Below are 16,672 nucleotides of genomic sequence, written 5' to 3' on the forward strand. Positions count from 1 at the left end.
GCGGTCACAAGCGGGCCGGTTCGAATGGAGCCCATTCGACCTTCTGCGGCGCGAGCGCCGAGAGTCGAGCGAGGTATTCCGTACGCGGCATCTCGAACATCCCGAATTGCGCTGTGTGCGGATTGGCGAGCTGCGCATCCAGCAACTCAAACCCCCTGGCGCGCAGGTGACACACCAGGTGAACAAGACAGACCTTGCTCGCATCCGTCCCGCCAAGATCGGCGCGATGGAACATCGACTCGCCGCAAAAAATTTTTCCGAGCGCAAGCCCGTAAAGCCCGCCCACGAGTTTCGCCTTCGCTCCGGGAGATTCGATCCATGCTTCGACGCTGTGCGCGTGCCCGTGCTTGTGGAGCAGAAGAAACGCGTCGATGATGTCGGGAGCGAGCCAAGCGGAATTGGCGCCCTCTCCGTCCGGGCTTGTTCGCGGAACGGAAGCGCACCCGCGGATCACGGCTTCGAACGCTCGGTCGGTGGTGACTCTGAAGCGTCCGGACCGCACGCGCTGGACGAGAGACCTTGGAATGTGAAAGCGCTGATCGAGGGGCAAAATGGCCCGCCGATGAGGTTGCACCCACTCGATTTCCGTCTCCCCGGCCTCGGTCCGGCGGTCCGGTTGAGCCATCGGAAACCAGCCCTTGGAATACGCGCCGAGCACATCGGCGACCACGGCGGCATCCTGAGCCTCTGGTGAGGGGGTCTGGCGCCGGCCTGAAGGGGAAATACTCACAAAGTCCTCATGAAATCCTTGGCCGCCGATCCCCAAGAAGTTCGTTGCGAGGAAGCGACACGATGGATTAGGATTTGCACCATGTTCACACTCTTGGCCGACGGCGATTTTCCGCGATTCTGGGTCAGCGTGATGGACCACGGCTATTTCCCGTGGCTTCTGGTCGTCGGTGGAATCGTGATCTGCAGCATCGCCAAGCACACCGCAATGGCGGTCACCGGAGTGGCAAGGGAACGCACGCGCCGGGAGATCGCGGCGTTCATCGCCGAGGGAACCATGAGCCCCGAGCAGGGCGAGCGACTGATGCAGGCGGGCAAGCGCGGCGGAATGTGCTGAGCGATTCGAGACGATCGAGAAACGGAGCGACGCAACATGATGGCGATTCACACACTCGGAAATGATGCGGAGATGTTCATACCGATCATTGCGATCGTGTTCGGTGGCACCGGCTGGATCATCTATATGGTGATGAGCGCGATCAGGAGTGCGAGCCAGACCAAGCAGCGCGAGGAATCGCGGCGCGAGATCGCGGCGTACATCGCCGAAGGAAGCATGACGGCCGAACAGGGCGAACGACTCATGGCGGCCGGCGAGGATCCGAAAGACAAGAAATCCTGCGGCTGATCCGTCGGGAATCTCAACGGACAATTGCGCGGCAAACGCGCCTCCTACTTCGATTCCGTGAGCAGCCACACGCGAAGACATTCCGCGACGCTCCACGCCTGCGCAAAGCAGCCTTCTGGGCGTCGGGGACGTTCGGGCGAATCATCGCCGTCGTAGATTTCTGGAATCTGACCGAGCGAAGGGCCGCCACCGCTGGCTTGGCTCACCATTTCAATCAGCGGCTGAATCACCTTGCGCGCTTCGGACTTTGCCGAAGCGGAAAAACTTCCGGACCGCAGAATCGCCTCGGCGAATGGACCGAGCAGCCACGGCCACACCGTTCCATTGTGATAAGCCCGATCGCGCTCGAAAAGCGGCCCCTGATATCGCGCGATGTAGTGCGGATCGTGCGGGCTGAGCGTCCGAAGGCCGCGATTGGTCAAGAGATGCTGGCGCACAACCGCCAGCACAGAGTCACGCTGGGGCTTTTCGAGGGGCGAATAAGGCAAGCTGCACGCAAAGAGCTGGTTCGGTCGGATCTGATCATTCGGCACATATCCGCCGGCGCCCGGCGAGAGCACGTCGTACAAGTATCCGGCCGGATTCCAGAACTGCTCGCGAAAACTCTTCCCGGCTCGTTCCGCGATCTGACGAAGCTCGCGTGAAGTCTTTGGACGATCTTTTTCGATCATGTCGGCGACTTCGAGCAGGCCGGAATACCAGAGAGCGTTGATTTCAACGGGCTTTCCGTGGCGCGGCGTGAACACGACGCCGTCGCGCTTCGCGTCCATCCACGTGAGCTGCGTACCGACATCTCCCGCGGAAATCAGGCCGTCATCCGGATCCATGCGGATGCTGAAGTCCGTCCCGCTCTGATACGCCTCGACGATCGCAAGGCATGCGCGCCGGATCGGAGAGTTCTCCGGCGCCGGATCGGGCAGCTTTTCCGCGGCGCACGCGAGTTGGAGCGCGCGGGCGGCCCGCAGGAACCACATCGAGCCGTCAACCGTGTTGTACTCGGCTTCGCCGCTGCCATTGTCGAAACAATTTGGAACCAGCCCGCGCCGCGTGAGGCCCGCGAAAGTTTCCATGACGCGCCGGGCCTCGTCGAATCGACCCGTTGTGAGCAGCAGACCCGGGAGCGAGATCATCGTGTCGCGACCCCAATCGCTGAACCACGGGTAGCCGGCGATCACCGACGACTCCTCCGGCAGCGCGGCTTCGCTTGGGGCGACACCCGCCATCGCCCGCGCGCCCGCCGCGACAGCGCGGACGCGCCGAACGACAAACTGATCTGCGGACTGAACCAGCGTGGCCGTTGTTTGAGCATCCGGAGAAGAAGACTTCGCGAGCAAAGACCTCGAAAGCGAAGCGGCAGCGAGTTCGTTCAATCGGCCGCGCTCCGCACTTGCCGCGGCATCGAAACTCAGCGCCACCCGCACGGGCTTTGATGTCGCCGGAAGAATGCGCACAACGAGTTCAGCGGTTTGCTCGCGTCCGGGCTCGATGTTGCACGAGAACCATCCGGGAGTGAACAGATCCTCCTGGCAATCCTGGCCCCGCTCGAAATCCCGTTCGTATCGGAAATTAAACCACCACTGACGGTCCTGTGTGAAAGAGCCCTGCGACGTCTCGATCGAGAGGCGATTGCCGCGAGCGCTGACTTCGCACGATGTGGTGCCCGCGAGCACGCTGTAGTCGTTCTTGCGATCGGCGTGCCGCACCATTTCGTGGAAATCGCGGAGAGAAATCAGCGGACGGAGTTCGAGGCGTGCCGCGTGTCGCGCCGATTTCACGCGGTATCGCAGGATCGCGGCGTTCTGATGCCTCACGAGCGTGAGTTCGCGAGTGAAATCAACCGGCCCGCACTGATAGAACCAGCGGCACGAAACGTCTTTCTCGAATCGACGAAGATAGGAATAGCCTGCTGGGCTGAACACGGCAGCGGCCCCCCCCGCTTCACCCATGCGCGCAGCTTCGTCATTGCCCGGAAACATGAACGAAGAAAAGTCGAGGCGCTGTTCGCCTCCCGCGCTGGTTCCAACCTTTGGCGCATCGCCCGCGCGAAGCACGACCGATTCCACCATCGAATTCAGCCCGACCACTCGGCCCACCGGCGGCTGCATCGCGCCGATCAACCAGGCGTGATATCTCCGCTGAGGAATGGCAACCGGAGTGCCGCTCGCAAAGCCCCCGAGTCCGTTTGTTAAGAACCATTCGCGGCGAAGAGGTGCCGCAAGACCCGAAGAACCGGGAGCGTCGGCCGAATGGGAAAGGTCGAGTTGAAGGGTGGGCAGCGGCATGGCGAGAGTCGCAAGGTTAGCGATCGGAAACGGGCATCGGGACCGGGCTCCATTGAAGATCCGATGAGAATCTTGAGATGCCGAAAGCCGGAAAGCGTCGCGGGCTTGACCCGGTGGATATCACCCCCAACGCTCATCCATGTTGCCCAAAGCAGAAGCGGCCCGGCCGATTTCCAAGGGTGCCCAGGACTCGGGTGCCGCGGAACACGCAAAGCCCCGAAACGATTCCGGCGGCTTGGACCCGTTCAAAAAGATCGAGTACGACGGCATCACATTCGATGATGTGCTGCTCGTGCCGCGCCGTTCCGGTGTCATGCCGGCCGAGGCCGACACGCGTACCCGCCTGACACGCACGCTCACGCTCAAAATCCCGCTCGTGTCGGCGCCGATGGACACCGTCACCGAGCATTCGCTCGCGATCGCGCTCGCCCAGGAAGGCGGAATCGGCATCATCCACAAGAATCTGTCTCCCGAAGCCCAGGCACGCGAAGTCGCCAAGGTGAAACGCAGCGCCAACGGCATCATCACCGATCCGCTCACGCTCGGCCCTTCCGATACGGTCAGCCGCGCCAAGGAATTGATGCGAGCCCACAACGTCAGCGGCTTTCCCGTGACCGAAGACGGCGCGACCAACCCGCGCGGCAAGGGCAAAGTGCTCGGTATTCTCACCCGGCGCGACCTGAAATTCGTCGAAGAGCCGACAACCCTCGTCCGCGACGTCATGACGCACGACGGCCTGATCACCGCGCCGCATGGCACGACGCTCGAACAGGCAGAGGTCGTTCTCAGCAAGAACAAGGTCGAGAAACTGCTGCTGGTCGATGCGCAGGGAAACCTGCGCGGCCTGATCACGATGCGCGACATCGAGCGCCTCAGCCGATTCCCCAATGCCAATACCGACTCGCGCGGACGTCTGCTCTGCGGCGCCGCGATGGGTGTCGGTCAACTCGATCGCCTCGAGCAACTGCTCGCAGCCGAAGTCGACGTCGTGGTCATCGACACGGCGCACGGCCACAGCGAGAACGTCCTTCGAACGCTCCGCGATGTGAAGAAGCGCGCGAGCGTACCGGTCATCGTCGGCAATATTGCGACGCGCGAGGCCGCGATCGATCTCATCGAAGCGGGCGCCGACGCAATCAAAGTCGGAATCGGTCCCGGCTCCATCTGCACGACGCGCGTCGTTACCGGCGTCGGCGTGCCCCAGATCACCGCCATCATGAACGCCGTGAGCGGCGCGATGGCTGCAGACAAGTCCGTCCCCGTCATCGCCGACGGCGGCATCCGTCACTCCGGCGATATTCCAAAGGCGATCGCCGCCGGCGCGCACTGCGTGATGATGGGTTCGCTCTTTGCGGGCCTCGATGAATCGCCGGGCGAAGCCGTCATCAGCGGCGGGCGCCGCTACAAAACCTACCGCGGCATGGGCAGCGAGGGCGCGATGAGCGCCGGCAGCGCCGATCGCTACCGCCAGGCCGAAAAACTCGACGATGATGGCAAAGTGCGAATGAAGTTCGTACCCGAGGGCGTGGAAGGTCTTGTTCCTTACCGCGGCTCGCTCGCCGAATTTGTCTATCAGCTCGTCGGCGGGCTCCGCAGCAGCATGGGTTATTGCGGATGTCAAACCATCGAAGAACTGCGTCAGCGCGCACGTTTTTGCCGCGTTTCCAATGCCACGGTCGTGGAAAACCACCCGCACGACATCAGGATCACCAAAGAATCGCCGAACTACATGGGTGAGAGTTCGTTCCGCGATCGCGACTAGCAGCAAAGAATCACGACGACGCGGAATCGCGGATAGGTCCGGACAGGAGCTTCGAAAGTGCAGAATTTTCAGACGTTCACAACGACGACAGGAGGCCCGATGAGGCCGGGCGGAATGCAGCCGATCGCGGCATGGGACAACCAGAAAGACCCGCGCTCGGACTTTCACTCCTGGTGGTACCTGCGCCACACCTTCCGCGTGATGGAGCATCTCGCGAGCCTCAACCTGCCTCTCAAGAACAAACGCATCCTCGAGATCTCGGCGGGTATCGGCGATCTGACAACGTTCTTCCTTGATCGTGGCTGCACTGTCGACGCCACCGACAGCCGCCCCGAAAACCTCGCCATGCTCAAGTGGCGTTTCGAGAAGGAAATGACGGGCCTCCGCTTTTTCTTTCTCGATCTCGAGCACCCCGCGACCAGCGATCTCCGCCGCGACGAGAAGTACGACATTGTCTTTAACTTCGGCGTGCTCTACCACCTCGCGAATCCGAAGGAATCGCTCGAGTTTCTCTCGCCCTTCGCGAAGGAACTCTTCCTGCTCGAGACGTGCGTCTCGATGGGTTCGGACGAATCGATCAATCTGGTGAAAGAAGAGAAGGCGCACTTCTCCCAGGCGATGCACGGAACCGGCTGCCGCCCGACGCGACCGTGGATCTACAACCAGATGAAGCGCCACTTCCCGCACGTCTACATGCCGACGACGCAGCCCAACTGGAAGAACTTCATCACCGACTGGGAAGCCCAGGAATCGGGCACCCCCCTCACGCGTTCGATCTTCATCGGCTCGCACAAGCCACTCGACAATCCCCTGCTCTTCGAGGGAATCCCGATGAAGCAGACCAAGCACTAGCCCAAAAAGGATCGTGCGCAATTTCCGATTCAAGTTCCTGGGCACGGGCACATCGAGCGGCATCCCGGTGATCGGTTGCGAATGCGCCGTCTGCCGCAGCAGCGATCCGAAAGACAATCGGCTGCGCACGAGCGCCGCCATGGAGTGGGTCGACGACTCGGGCAAGCCGCGCACGATCCTGATCGACACCAGCCCCGACCTTCGACAACAGGCGCTGCGGTTCGGAGTGAAGAGGCTCGACGCGATTTTCTTCACGCACAACCACGTCGATCACACATTCGGTCTCGACGAGGTGCGCCGCTACAACGCGCTCCAGGAACAGGCGATCGATGTGTACGCCGAGCCGCACACTCTGAATTTTCTGAAGCGAACATTCGGACACATCTTCGAGAGCGAGAAGAATATCAATCAGAGTTTCGTCGCGACGCTGATCGCGTGGCCGCTCGAAATCGGAAGAGCAATCGATCTCTTCGGCCTGCGCGTGACTCCGCTTCGTGTTCATCACGGCCGGCTTCCGATCGCCGGGTTCAGGATCGACGCCTCCGACGCCTCGAGCGAAATTCTTCCGCTCGCGTATCTGACTGATGTCTCCGCGATTCCGCCCGAAACCTGGCCGGCGCTTAGGGGCACGCGCACGCTCGTGCTCGATGCGCTCCGCCACCGACATCACCCGACGCACCTCACGCTCGGCCAAGCCGTCGGCATCGCGCACGAAGTACGAGCAGACAGAACATACTTCGTGCACATGACGCATGATCTCGGCCACGCCGCGACCCAAGCCGAACTCCCAGAAGACATGATGCTCGCGTGGGACGGCCTCGAGTTGCGGTAGCGAAAAAAACTATCGCGCCGCGTCGCTCACTGCTGCTGCTTGCGGTACCCCGAGTTCTCGACGACAACCTTCAGCTCCTGCTTCTCAAGGTTGAGTGTCGTCTCCTCGGCGTACGTCGTTCCGTCATCGAGCGTGCCGAATTTCACGTCGCAATTGAGCGGCTTCGAGGGCGAATCGAGAAAGCTCGAGATGCTCAGCTTGGTCGGGCGGTTGTTCGTGAGGTCGATCTCGATGCTGAGCTTGTCGCCGGGGACTTTGTAATCCTTGAAACTGAGGCGCACGCGCTTGCCCGGGTCGAGTACGTCGATCGACGCATTGCCGGCGTCCTTGCATGCTTCGATGCGTTCGTGCGTGGGTGGTACATAGTCGTGCACAATGCCTACCGCGCTGCGCATCTCGTCGGACATCTCTTGCTTCTTGCGCTGCATGATCATTCCCCGGAGCCCGCGTTTGCGCTCCGCCGGGGCGGGCTCGGTCAGCATGATTTTTTCGACTTTGTCGTCGGCCCCGTAGTAGCAGCGCTTCTCGAACTGCGTTTTCTGTTCGCCGCGGAGGAAAACGGTCGTCGTCTCGATCCACTCGTACTGCTTGATCGCCTCGCGGCTCTTGCGGAGCTGCGCGACCAATTCGCCGACGCGCTGATTCAGATTCTCTGCTTGCTGCTCGGCCGCCGATTCGGCGTTCATGTCGGAACCGGATGCCGCGCCGATCGCGGCAGCAAGCGTTGCGGTCAGCGCGAGCACCAATGCCTTGGTCTTGAACATGCGTGTGAGTCCTCTGAAATAGATGAGTGAACGGAACTCGTGTGCGGAAGCGGGGCGGTTCCGTGTTAGCTGCTGCCGTCGCGCATGCGCTCGACGCCCTCCGGGAATGGATAGCTCGGAAACACGCCGACATTCCCGAATTTCCACATCGCGGGCGAGGTGTAGACATCGCCCCGGAATCCCGCGTGGTACATCGTCTTGAGCACGCTCTCGAAACTCGGCTCGGCGTTGGCGTCGGCGCCGCCCCCTCCCGAGACGAGCTTGTTCGCGCGGGCGTTGAGAAAACTCACCGTGCAGACCGGAAGCCGATCGCGCCGCTCCGCGAGCATCTTGTTGATCGTGATGAATCCGCGCGAGAGATCGTCCAGCGTGAAGTGATCTCGTCCGCGCGGCCGGAGCAGCGCGAGAATCAGTACGCTGTCGAGATCGAACTTCAGCACGTATGGCTCACGGTCGTGCGCCGCGTGCACCGCGACGGATTCCTGGAACAATTTCGCGTAGCTCGTGACCGAGCGCGAGGACCACTGGCTGGTCGCGACGAGCTCGCACAATTGGGCGATGATCCCGTGCGAATTGTCCTGGTCGTTCACACCGCAGACGACCGTGCGATAGCGCCCGTCGAGGATGTCGCGAAGCATGTCCTGCCCCCACAGGATCCGCAGGCGCTGACCGCTCGCGAGCTTGCCCCCGGCGCCCGGCAAGAGACTCACGCGGTCGGGCGACAACTCGGCCCGCAGCAGCGCCTCGGCATCACCTTCATAGAGCTTGATCGTGGGTTCGGGTTGTCGAGTGGCGTTGGTCATGCGAGTCTCCGGGTAGTCTGGGAAGGTAGCCGAGAGAAGGCCCGGATGTTCGGGCGCGTATCCCCGGATCGACTTGATCCCAGAAAACAACCTTGCTAGTATCTACTAACACTTAGCCCGGGGGCATGCGTGGATGACAATCTCGAGAAACGGCTCGAAGCGATTGAGCGACGGCTGCTTGCGATCGAATCCGCGACGTTTCCAAGCAAAGCGGCGCCTCCTGTTGCACCTCCAGTCAGCACGCCCGCACAGGAGCGGCCCGCACCGATCCCGGCTCCTCCCACGCCACCCGTTCGACCGACTCCTGTTGTTATCCCGCCCGAATCGTTTCCGCCGCGCACGGTGATTGAGCCGATCGCAGCCGAGCCAGTCAAGTTCACGGACGACGAGGGTTTCGATCTGCACGATGAGCAGGAACTTCGCTGGCGAGCGCAGCTCGACAAGGTCGCGGCGCACAATCCGATTGACTGGGCGAAACTCGAAAGCCTCATCGGGGGCAAGTGGCTTCCGCTCGCGGGAGGTCTCGCGGTCACGATCGCCGTTGCGCTGTTCGTGAAAATCGCTGTGGATAATGGCTGGCTTGGGCTGATTCCCGGCTGGGCGCGCTGCTCGCTCGGCGGCATGCTCGGAATCGCGCTGCTCTGTGCAGGCGAATGGGCGCGCCGGCGCGTGAATGAATGGGCGGCGGTCGGCCTCACCATTGCCGGTTTGGGCTCGCTCTACATCTCGTCCTATGCCGCGTACGCGCTGTACCAGTTGATGCCGCCTCCAGTCACGCTGGCGGTGCTCGCCGGCATCATGGGAATCGGCGTGGCAATCAGCGCGCTGACAAGCCTGAGCGTGGTCGGACTTGTTTCGCTCATTGGCGCGTACATCGCGCCGTTCATCGCCAGCAGCGGCAACACCGGTTACGTCTATCTGCCGCTCTATTGGGGCGCGCTTCTCGTCGTCGGTCAGGTGCTCGCATTGACCAAGGGCGGAACGTTCGCAATCTGCCGCTTCTTCACGACGTGCGGCACGCTCTTGCTCGGCGCCGGCTGGATCATGAAGTTTGGCGCGGAGTCGCCGATCATCGGGCTCTCCATGCTCGGGGGCACGTGGCTCCTCTGTCACATCGAAAACGCCTGGACCGCGCGACGGGCGGAACTCGCGGGAATCACGGAGTATTCGGAATCCGACCTCTCGATGATTCTCGAGTCGGAAGATTTTTTCTCGAAGGCGATGCGGCTTCGGCTGCGCCCGCTCGCGAGCGTTTCACTCTCGGCCTGGGCCAGTTCTCTCGGCGTCTACCTCGCGCGCGAATCGCACGCGTTCGCGCAGAGTCTCACGCCCGGCGCTATCGGCGGGCTCGCGTTCGTGCTCGCGTGCTTGTTGGTTGGGCCGGGGGGAATCCTCAATCCGCGACCACAGTCGACGCGTGAACGACTGGCCGCGGCATTGTCCGTGACCGCGGGAACATTGCTCGTTGCAACCATCGCGATCGCGCTCTCGGGCTTTGCACAAACGATCGCCCTCACCGCGATCGGCCTCGCGGCACTCGGCGCAGCCCGCTGGCTCCGGACCCAGGTGCTCGACATCTACAGCGGCCTGGTGCTCCTGTTCGCCGCCGGTCGCGTGCTCCTCTACGACTCGTGGGCGACCGCGCCAAACGCCCCGGGCCTCGAGATCCTCGGCTTCTATCTCACGGAGTGGGCCGGCGCGTGCGCGGGAGTCGGCGTCGCGTGGATTGTCTATTCGATTGTGATTGCACTACCCGGAACGCCCGCCGACGCGGATTCGCCGGAACGAACCGCCCGCTTCATCCCGGATCACTGGCTTGAAATCGCAAAGAACGTCAGCCTGGGCATCGGCATCGCATTGCTTGGCGCTTCCCTTTTCCATCAGAAGACGGCGCACGAATCAATCGCATGCGCGATGATCGGCACCTCGCTGGTGTTTGGCCTCACCGCGGCATTCCGCCGATCCAGTGGGCTCCGAGTTGTTTCTCTCGCGGCAATCACGGGCGCGACCGCCTGCACCATCGGCCTGTCGTGGTGGGCGCAGCGTTCGGGGGCCGTCGAATTTGCAGGCTTCGTGCTTGTTCCCCAGATGTGGGTCGCGTTCGCCAACGGACTGTCCGTCCTGGCACTGGCATGGATCCTCACCGAAGCATCCTGGCGATCGGCGCAACCCGCTAGGAACTTCGGTCTGGGCATCGGCATTTTCTTTCTCGGCGCGTCGGTCATGCACCGAGAAGCGGCGCACGAATCGATCGCCTGCGCCATGATCGGCACGGCTCTAGTCTTCGGCCTTACCGCAGCGTTCCGCCGATCCGATGGACTCCGAGTTGCTTCTCTCGCAGCAATTGCGGGCGCGACCGCCTGCACCATCGGCCTGTCGTGGTGGGTGCAGCGTTCAAACACCGTCGAGATTGCCGGCCTTGTGCTGGTGCCTCAAATGTGGGTCGCGCTCGCAAACGGATTGGCCATCCTTGCGATGGCATGGATCCTCAGCGAGGCATCCTGGCGATGGGTGCAAGTCGCAAAAGTCATGAGCGGATTCGCGGTGTTCCTCCTCGTACTCGGCATTTCGCACGCCGATTCGAGTGCGACGAGCATCTGCTACGCCTGGCTTGCAATCTGCTGGACGTGCCTGGCGTTCGCTCGTGTCACAAAGGATCTTGCGTTTGAGTTCCACTCCCTCTTGGTCTGGCTGGCGGCACTCGCCACATGGGTAGCCAAGTTCGGCTTCAATGATTGGGCCGGCTCCGGTGCTCCCCCGCTGCTCCACCCCGGGCTCTGGATCGCGTTTGCACTCGCGGGCACTCTGCTGGCGATCCAGCGAATCTCAAGACCCCGGCTCATCGGTCGGGAAGCCAAGGCGAAGGCCCTGAGCTGGTCGACGGCAACGGTTATCGTTTGGGTCGCCACCAGCCTCGAAGTCGCCCGATTCTCGGAAATGCTTCCCATCGACGCCACCGCGCGCGGTGCGGCTGTCAGTGTCTGGTGGGGCCTCTTCGCCATCATCCTGCTCGTCGTCGGCTTCTGGCGAAATGTGCCTCTGGTACGGCGCTGCGGGCTTGGCTTGCTCACGATCGCGGCCAGCAAGGCATTGATCTTCGATCTTGCTCGGGTCGCTCTTGGTTGGCGAGCGGTCAGCGTCCTCTGCCTTGGCTTGCTGATGCTCGGCGTCGGAATCGTCTACGCGCGCATCGAAAAGAGTCTCTCAAGTGGGGCTACTCCGCCTGACAAAGCTGAGGACGAGTCACCGTCCGACTCGGTGAAGACGGTTTGAGAATGATCCGAATTGGAGCGCCACCTGCCTTTCTCGGGGCCGGAGTGCAAAAATCGCTTGACCCAAGCCCGAACAAGTGTTAAGAAATGGTAAAGACGATCGGTTCCCGACGTCGAAGTAATGAACCGGCCGGAGTTTGCGCGCTGGCTCAAATCGCGCCCCGGCTGGTTCGATGCTGAAGCGTTCGGGAACAGAGGAAAAAGGTTTGGGGGCATGACGCGACAGATGGGCGGCGCAGGGCAGCGCAAGCCGGCGCGTGCATGCACAGGATGGAGCTTGGTTGATGGTCGAGTTTCTACACGCCGCGGGCGGTATTGCACTGCTGCTTTTTGCGATCAGATTCCTTCGCAAAGGTCTTGATCGGCTGGTGGGCGAGCGTCTGGACCTGTGGATCGGACGCGCGACGAGCAGCGCACCCAAGGCGGCTCTGGCCGGCACGTTTATTGGAACCGTCGTTCCGAGCAGCACATCGCTGAGTCTGCTCGCAGTCTCTCTCGTTCGCGATGGTGAGCTGGCGCTGCATCGCGCGATGGCTCTGCTTCTCGGCGCGTTCGTCGGCATCACGCTGACCGTCCATTTGATCGCGTTCAACATCTTCAATCAGGCGCCGATTCTGGCGCTGGTCGGCGTTGTGCTTTTTCAGGGAACCAGCCGCGACAAGATCAGGGCGTTCGGCCAGATCATCCTCTCTGTCGCGTTCCTGTTCTTTGGCGTGCAAGTCATTTCGAATGCCACCGGCGAGCTCGCATCCTCCAAGCAAGTGCCGGTGCTCCTTGAAATGGCCGCGGGAAGCCCGATGGTGCTCGTTCTTCTCGGGATCGCGCTCACGGTCGCTGCCCAATCGAGCACGGCCACCATCGCCGTGCTTGTCACCCTCGGCCTGACCGATAGCCGGCTCATGTCGGACAGCGTGGCTCTGCCTTTTGTGGTTGGCGCCAATCTCGGATTGTGCGCAACGCTTCTCATCGCGGGATGGAAGCAGATGGAATCGCGCAGGCTGGGCATCGGCGTCACGATCTGCCGCGGTCTCCTCGCCGTGGTCATCATCTACTTGCTGCCGATACCGGTGCAGTGGATGGAAAAAATCCCGTACTCGCTCGCGGCGCGGATCGCGATCGCGCACACGGCGTTCAACCTGATCGCCGTCGTCGTCTCTTTACCCTTCCTCGTGTGGGTTGCGCAGTTTGTCACGTTCCTGACGGGCAGCGCGGGTGCCCTCGGCGGCACGACTGCGCTGCGCACCAGCCGCTGGCCGAACGAGCCCGCGATCGCGCTTTCGCAGAGCAAGCGCGAGATCGGCCTCGTCACCCGCGAGATCGTGGACATGCTCGAGGAAGCGTGGGAAGCGCTCAAATCGGGCGATGAGCAGATGTGCAAGCACATCCGCGGTCGCGACGATCACGTCGATCGCCTCGATCGTCAGATCAAGAAGTATCTCACCGCAACGATGGGCGACGATCTTCCCGAAGAACTAGACAAAGCCCGCGATCGCCAACTGCGATTCCTGACCGATCTCGAAACGATCGGCGACGTGATCGACCGCAATCTGGTCTCGGCCGCCATCAAGAAAGCCAAGAAAGGCCTTCGCTTCAGCGAAGAAGGCTGGGAAGAACTCAAGGTCTATTTCCGGGGCACGACCGCGACGCTCGAACTCGCGAGCGCGGTCTTCGTCTCGGATTCGCCGGAAATGGCTCGCAAACTGCTCGAACATAAAACGCGGATGCGTGATCACGAGATCTCGCTCCGCGAAAAGCATTACGACCGGCTGCAGAAGGGCACTCAGCAGACGATGGAGACAACCGATCTCCACCTGGAAATCCTGAGCCAGCTCAAGCACATCAACCACGTGGTGTGCGGCGTCGCGTACGGCGTGCTGCAGAGCGCGAACGATGCCGCGGCAAACGCGGCGCTGCTCTCGGGTGAATCGCAGCTCGCGCCCGGACTGATCGGCTCCGCGTTCCCGCGCGAGGGCGCGCTGCACGGCGCGATCTAGCCCATCGTGATCGAAAGCGATCTTTCAGCGTGCCGCGGCGGCGAGGATCGCGGTACGCATTTCTTCGACCTGCGCCGCGCTGGTTTCGCCGATCCAGAAATTCTCGACTCTTCCGACCGGTGACAAGAGCACGGCGCTCGGCGTCGCGTTCACTCGGATCAGCCACGTCTTTGGGCCGTCCTTGACACGATACGTCGGGATTTCGGGAGCGATCGGTTTGAGCGGCGCGTCGTCCGCGGGATCCGCGACGATTCCAACGATGCGGATTCCCTGTCCTTTCGCGTGCGAGAGCGACTCATGTGAATCACGGAGCGCGCCCCTCCAGAGCGGAATCGCCTTTTCGCAGTAACCGCAGTTTTCCGAGACAAACAGCAGGAGTGTCGCCGGTTCTCCGTCTCCGAAACTCGTTCGCTGGACAGCGCCGTCGGGTTGAATGAGTTCGAGCGGCTCAACCGTCTCACCGATCGCGAGCGCCGGCGTCGCCGTCGTCTCCGCAACGCGCTGCTTCCACTCGAGTTGTGCGCGAAGATCTCGATTCTGGCGCACGAGCAGAACGACGAGCACGCACAGCACGCACACGGCGGCGAGCAAGAAGATCTGAAAAGTAAGCGAAGCTCGATCGACCGGCTTACGCGTGGAACTGCCGGAAGCTTCGGAGGAATTGGGCACGCGCCGATACTACCACGACCCAGAAGCCTCCTCGTATCCACAGATTTGTGGATTCGTGGGCGCGCCAGTTTTTTTGGGATGTCACAGGGTCAGGCGGGTGCGGGAGTTGCGCCAAATCAGTGCGTTGGGATCATCGCCGCAGGCTTGTGTCGCCCGCGGCGCGCGGTAGGCTATTGGCCCAGTCGGTCCCCCTCCGCGTGGGACGCGGGACCGTACGAACGAGGAGTCTCGCCATGAAAGCGAACGTGCGGAAGTTGTCCATGCTTGCGGTTGCGACGGCGGTGTGCGGCGTTGCCGGCATCGCGTCGGTGACCATCGCGGTCGGTCCGATCGGCGGCGGCTGCAACAAGGGGACTTACTGCCTTGACGTGTGGCGGCCGGTGCTGTGCCCCAACGGCCAGGTCTACAGCAACGACTGCTACGCCGCGAAGGCCTGCCAGAAGAATTGCGTTCCCTACGGCGGTGATGCCTCGTAATCGCTCGCCGCTCGCAGTTTGTGACAAATGTTGCTCATCATCGGGCCGCCTCCGGGGCGGCCTTTTTCGTTCCAAAGCAGTCTCGTGCGACCGAAGGAGAAGTGAAGGCCTTGCTCGAATCTTCACACGGCGGTAATCTCTGTAGCTGACAAGAGTTCTGTCGGCCACGGCCGGCGAATCCGCTGACCGGATTTGCACCGTCCCGTACGGCGCGGCCGCTTCCTGAAGAACGGCAGTCGCCAGTTTCGGAACGCCGCCCTTTCGGGGGCGGCGTTTTTCGCTTTTGGGGATCCCCGAAACCGACTTCGAGATTTTTTCAAAATTCCGGTTTTCGGTTGCAAGGTTGACGGCGCATCTGGCAAGACCATGCACAAGCGAGCGTGCGCCGGGATTCCCGCGCACGGAGTGGATGGCGTGGTCCTGAATCGACCGCGCAGCTGCCTCTTCGCTTTCAAAGTTGCCCGTTCTTCAGAGCGGCCGCGGGACTCGTGTTCCGCGGCTTGCTTTTTTGGGGCACTCGTTTTGGGTGCGAACTCCTTTCTGAAGCGCAACGGCGACGAAGGAGTTCACACGAGGAGCCGATTCCTGCACGAAAATCCTGCAAACATCGTCAGATTCTCATTGAGTCGGCTTCGGAAGGAGCGATAGGCTGAGCGGGTGAGCCTGGGGTTCCGACCTCGCGCGGTGACCTCACGCACGATCGGGACTGTCGGGGCAGTATCCAGTTTTATGGAGGGATCGATGCGTCTTTGGAGTCGAGGATTCGTAGCCATGGCGGCGGCCGCGGCATGCGCAGACGCCGGTGTTCTCTATCAAAGCGATTTTCAATCGGGAGAAACGGCGGGCTGGAGCACCGGCGCGACATTCGCGGCCGATGACGGCAAGGTCGTCCTTGGCGTGTTCCAGACCGCAGCCGTGAATTTTGCATTCGGGCCGCTCGCGCCGGGCAAGTACGACTTCGCGTTCGACTTTTACAACATCAACTCGTGGGACGGCAACGGCGCATTCTTTCTCGGCCCCGACACGTTTTCGTTCAGCCTGAACGGAGTTCAGAAAGTCGGAGCCGCGTTCAGTAACGCGGATCGGCCTGAGCAAACGTACTCACCGGCGACGCCTTTCGGCGGTGGCCCGTTCTCCGGCGGAACCGGCGCCTCGGGCTCGAACGAGCTTGTGATCCATCGCAATTCTGCTATTCCCTCGTATCGCTACCGATTCCGCAGAGTGATCAACCACACGGGAGGAACCGTGGCATTCAGTTGTCTCGGGACGATCACACAGACCGGCCAGTACAACGGATTCCTCGATGAGTGCTGGGCGCTCGACAACGCGATCATCCAGACGCATTGTGCTGCGGACTTGAACGGCGATTCGTTCGTGGATGACTCTGACTTCGTGCTATTCGTCGTCGGGTACAATATCCTTGATTGCGCCGATGCAATGATGCCCGCGGAGTGTCCGGCCGATCTCAACGAGGACGGCTTCGCGGACGACTCTGATTTCGTGCTGTTCGTCGGCGCGTACAACGAACTGGTGTGCCCGTAAGCGGCACCCGAAACCGACACGCATTGACTCCCTGTGTGCGGCCCGTTATTGTTCGGCTTCAGTTCGGAAG

The 16,672-nt window shown here is 61.9% G+C and carries 12 protein-coding genes; 7 read left to right on the top strand and 5 right to left on the bottom strand.

The features are described 5' to 3' along the window. Positions 1–4 precede the first annotated feature (4 nt). On the bottom strand, positions 5–1,435 hold the full coding sequence (gene aat, locus KF691_14920) for a leucyl/phenylalanyl-tRNA--protein transferase (protein MBX3390738.1): 1,431 nt from the start codon (positions 1,433–1,435) through the stop codon (positions 5–7). Then, positions 1,399–3,636, bottom strand: a complete 2,238-nt coding sequence (locus KF691_14925; GenBank protein ID MBX3390739.1) for a glycogen debranching enzyme N-terminal domain-containing protein — start codon at positions 3,634–3,636, stop codon at positions 1,399–1,401. Before KF691_14925 ends, aat begins: the two co-directional genes overlap by 37 nt. A 139-nt stretch (positions 3,637–3,775) precedes the next feature. Between KF691_14925 and guaB the strand changes: the two genes are divergently transcribed. The 3 genes from guaB to KF691_14940 are packed head-to-tail and all read left to right on the top strand — an operon-like array spanning position 3,776 to position 7,082. Then, positions 3,776–5,398 carry an IMP dehydrogenase gene (gene guaB / locus KF691_14930; protein ID MBX3390740.1) on the top strand — a complete coding sequence of 541 codons (1,623 nt, stop codon included), beginning with the start codon at positions 3,776–3,778 and terminating at the stop codon, positions 5,396–5,398. A 57-nt stretch (positions 5,399–5,455) separates the two neighbouring features. Then, positions 5,456–6,250 (top strand): class I SAM-dependent methyltransferase, encoded by a 795-nt coding sequence (locus KF691_14935; protein ID MBX3390741.1) that lies wholly within the window; start codon positions 5,456–5,458, stop codon positions 6,248–6,250. Between the two features lie 13 nt (positions 6,251–6,263). Further along, on the top strand, positions 6,264–7,082 hold the full coding sequence (locus KF691_14940; GenBank protein MBX3390742.1) for an MBL fold metallo-hydrolase: 819 nt from the start codon (positions 6,264–6,266) through the stop codon (positions 7,080–7,082). A 26-nt stretch (positions 7,083–7,108) separates the two neighbouring features. On the opposite strand, the gene KF691_14945 is transcribed toward KF691_14940, so the two are convergent. Both KF691_14945 and KF691_14950 read right to left on the bottom strand, forming a co-directional pair. Next, entirely contained in the window at positions 7,109–7,846 is a 738-nt protein-coding gene (locus tag KF691_14945) for a hypothetical protein (GenBank protein MBX3390743.1), read from the bottom strand. 65 nt (positions 7,847–7,911) lie between these two features. Beyond that, positions 7,912–8,649, bottom strand: coding sequence for a hypothetical protein (locus tag KF691_14950; GenBank protein MBX3390744.1), 738 nt, complete (start codon positions 8,647–8,649; stop codon positions 7,912–7,914). A gap of 129 nt (positions 8,650–8,778) precedes the next feature. On the opposite strand from KF691_14950, the gene KF691_14955 reads away from it, so the two are divergent. Beyond that, on the top strand, positions 8,779–11,922 hold the full coding sequence (locus KF691_14955) for a DUF2339 domain-containing protein (GenBank protein MBX3390745.1): 3,144 nt from the start codon (positions 8,779–8,781) through the stop codon (positions 11,920–11,922). A 283-nt stretch (positions 11,923–12,205) separates the two neighbouring features. After that, entirely contained in the window at positions 12,206–13,915 is a 1,710-nt protein-coding gene (locus KF691_14960) for a Na/Pi cotransporter family protein (protein MBX3390746.1), read from the top strand. 24 nt (positions 13,916–13,939) lie between these two features. On the opposite strand, the gene KF691_14965 is transcribed toward KF691_14960, so the two are convergent. Then, positions 13,940–14,584 carry a hypothetical protein gene (locus tag KF691_14965; protein MBX3390747.1) on the bottom strand — a complete coding sequence of 215 codons (645 nt, stop codon included), beginning with the start codon at positions 14,582–14,584 and terminating at the stop codon, positions 13,940–13,942. 233 nt (positions 14,585–14,817) lie between these two features. Here KF691_14965 and KF691_14970 point away from each other — a divergent pair, with 233 nt between their 5' ends. Further along, positions 14,818–15,060, top strand: a complete 243-nt coding sequence (locus KF691_14970) for a hypothetical protein (GenBank protein MBX3390748.1) — start codon at positions 14,818–14,820, stop codon at positions 15,058–15,060. A gap of 741 nt (positions 15,061–15,801) precedes the next feature. Continuing rightward, entirely contained in the window at positions 15,802–16,602 is an 801-nt protein-coding gene (locus KF691_14975) for a hypothetical protein (protein ID MBX3390749.1), read from the top strand. Positions 16,603–16,672: the final 70 nt, after the last annotated feature.

This window comes from Phycisphaeraceae bacterium (assembly GCA_019636555.1).
In the GTDB taxonomy this organism is placed as follows: domain Bacteria; phylum Planctomycetota; class Phycisphaerae; order Phycisphaerales; family UBA1924; genus JAFEBO01.

Excerpts from the sequence above, each read along its gene's own strand:
- aat (MBX3390738.1), bottom strand. The coding sequence starts at position 1,435 with ATGTCTTCGCGTGTGGCTGCTCACGGAATCGAAGTAGGAGGCGCGTTT.
- KF691_14925 (MBX3390739.1), bottom strand. The coding sequence starts at position 3,636 with ATGCCGCTGCCCACCCTTCAACTCGACCTTTCCCATTCGGCCGACGCT.
- guaB (MBX3390740.1), top strand. The coding sequence starts at position 3,776 with ATGTTGCCCAAAGCAGAAGCGGCCCGGCCGATTTCCAAGGGTGCCCAG.
- KF691_14945 (MBX3390743.1), bottom strand. The coding sequence starts at position 7,846 with ATGTTCAAGACCAAGGCATTGGTGCTCGCGCTGACCGCAACGCTTGCT.
- KF691_14950 (MBX3390744.1), bottom strand. The coding sequence starts at position 8,649 with ATGACCAACGCCACTCGACAACCCGAACCCACGATCAAGCTCTATGAA.
- KF691_14960 (MBX3390746.1), top strand. The coding sequence starts at position 12,206 with ATGGTCGAGTTTCTACACGCCGCGGGCGGTATTGCACTGCTGCTTTTT.
- KF691_14970 (MBX3390748.1), top strand. The coding sequence starts at position 14,818 with ATGAAAGCGAACGTGCGGAAGTTGTCCATGCTTGCGGTTGCGACGGCG.
- KF691_14975 (MBX3390749.1), top strand. The coding sequence starts at position 15,802 with ATGCGTCTTTGGAGTCGAGGATTCGTAGCCATGGCGGCGGCCGCGGCA.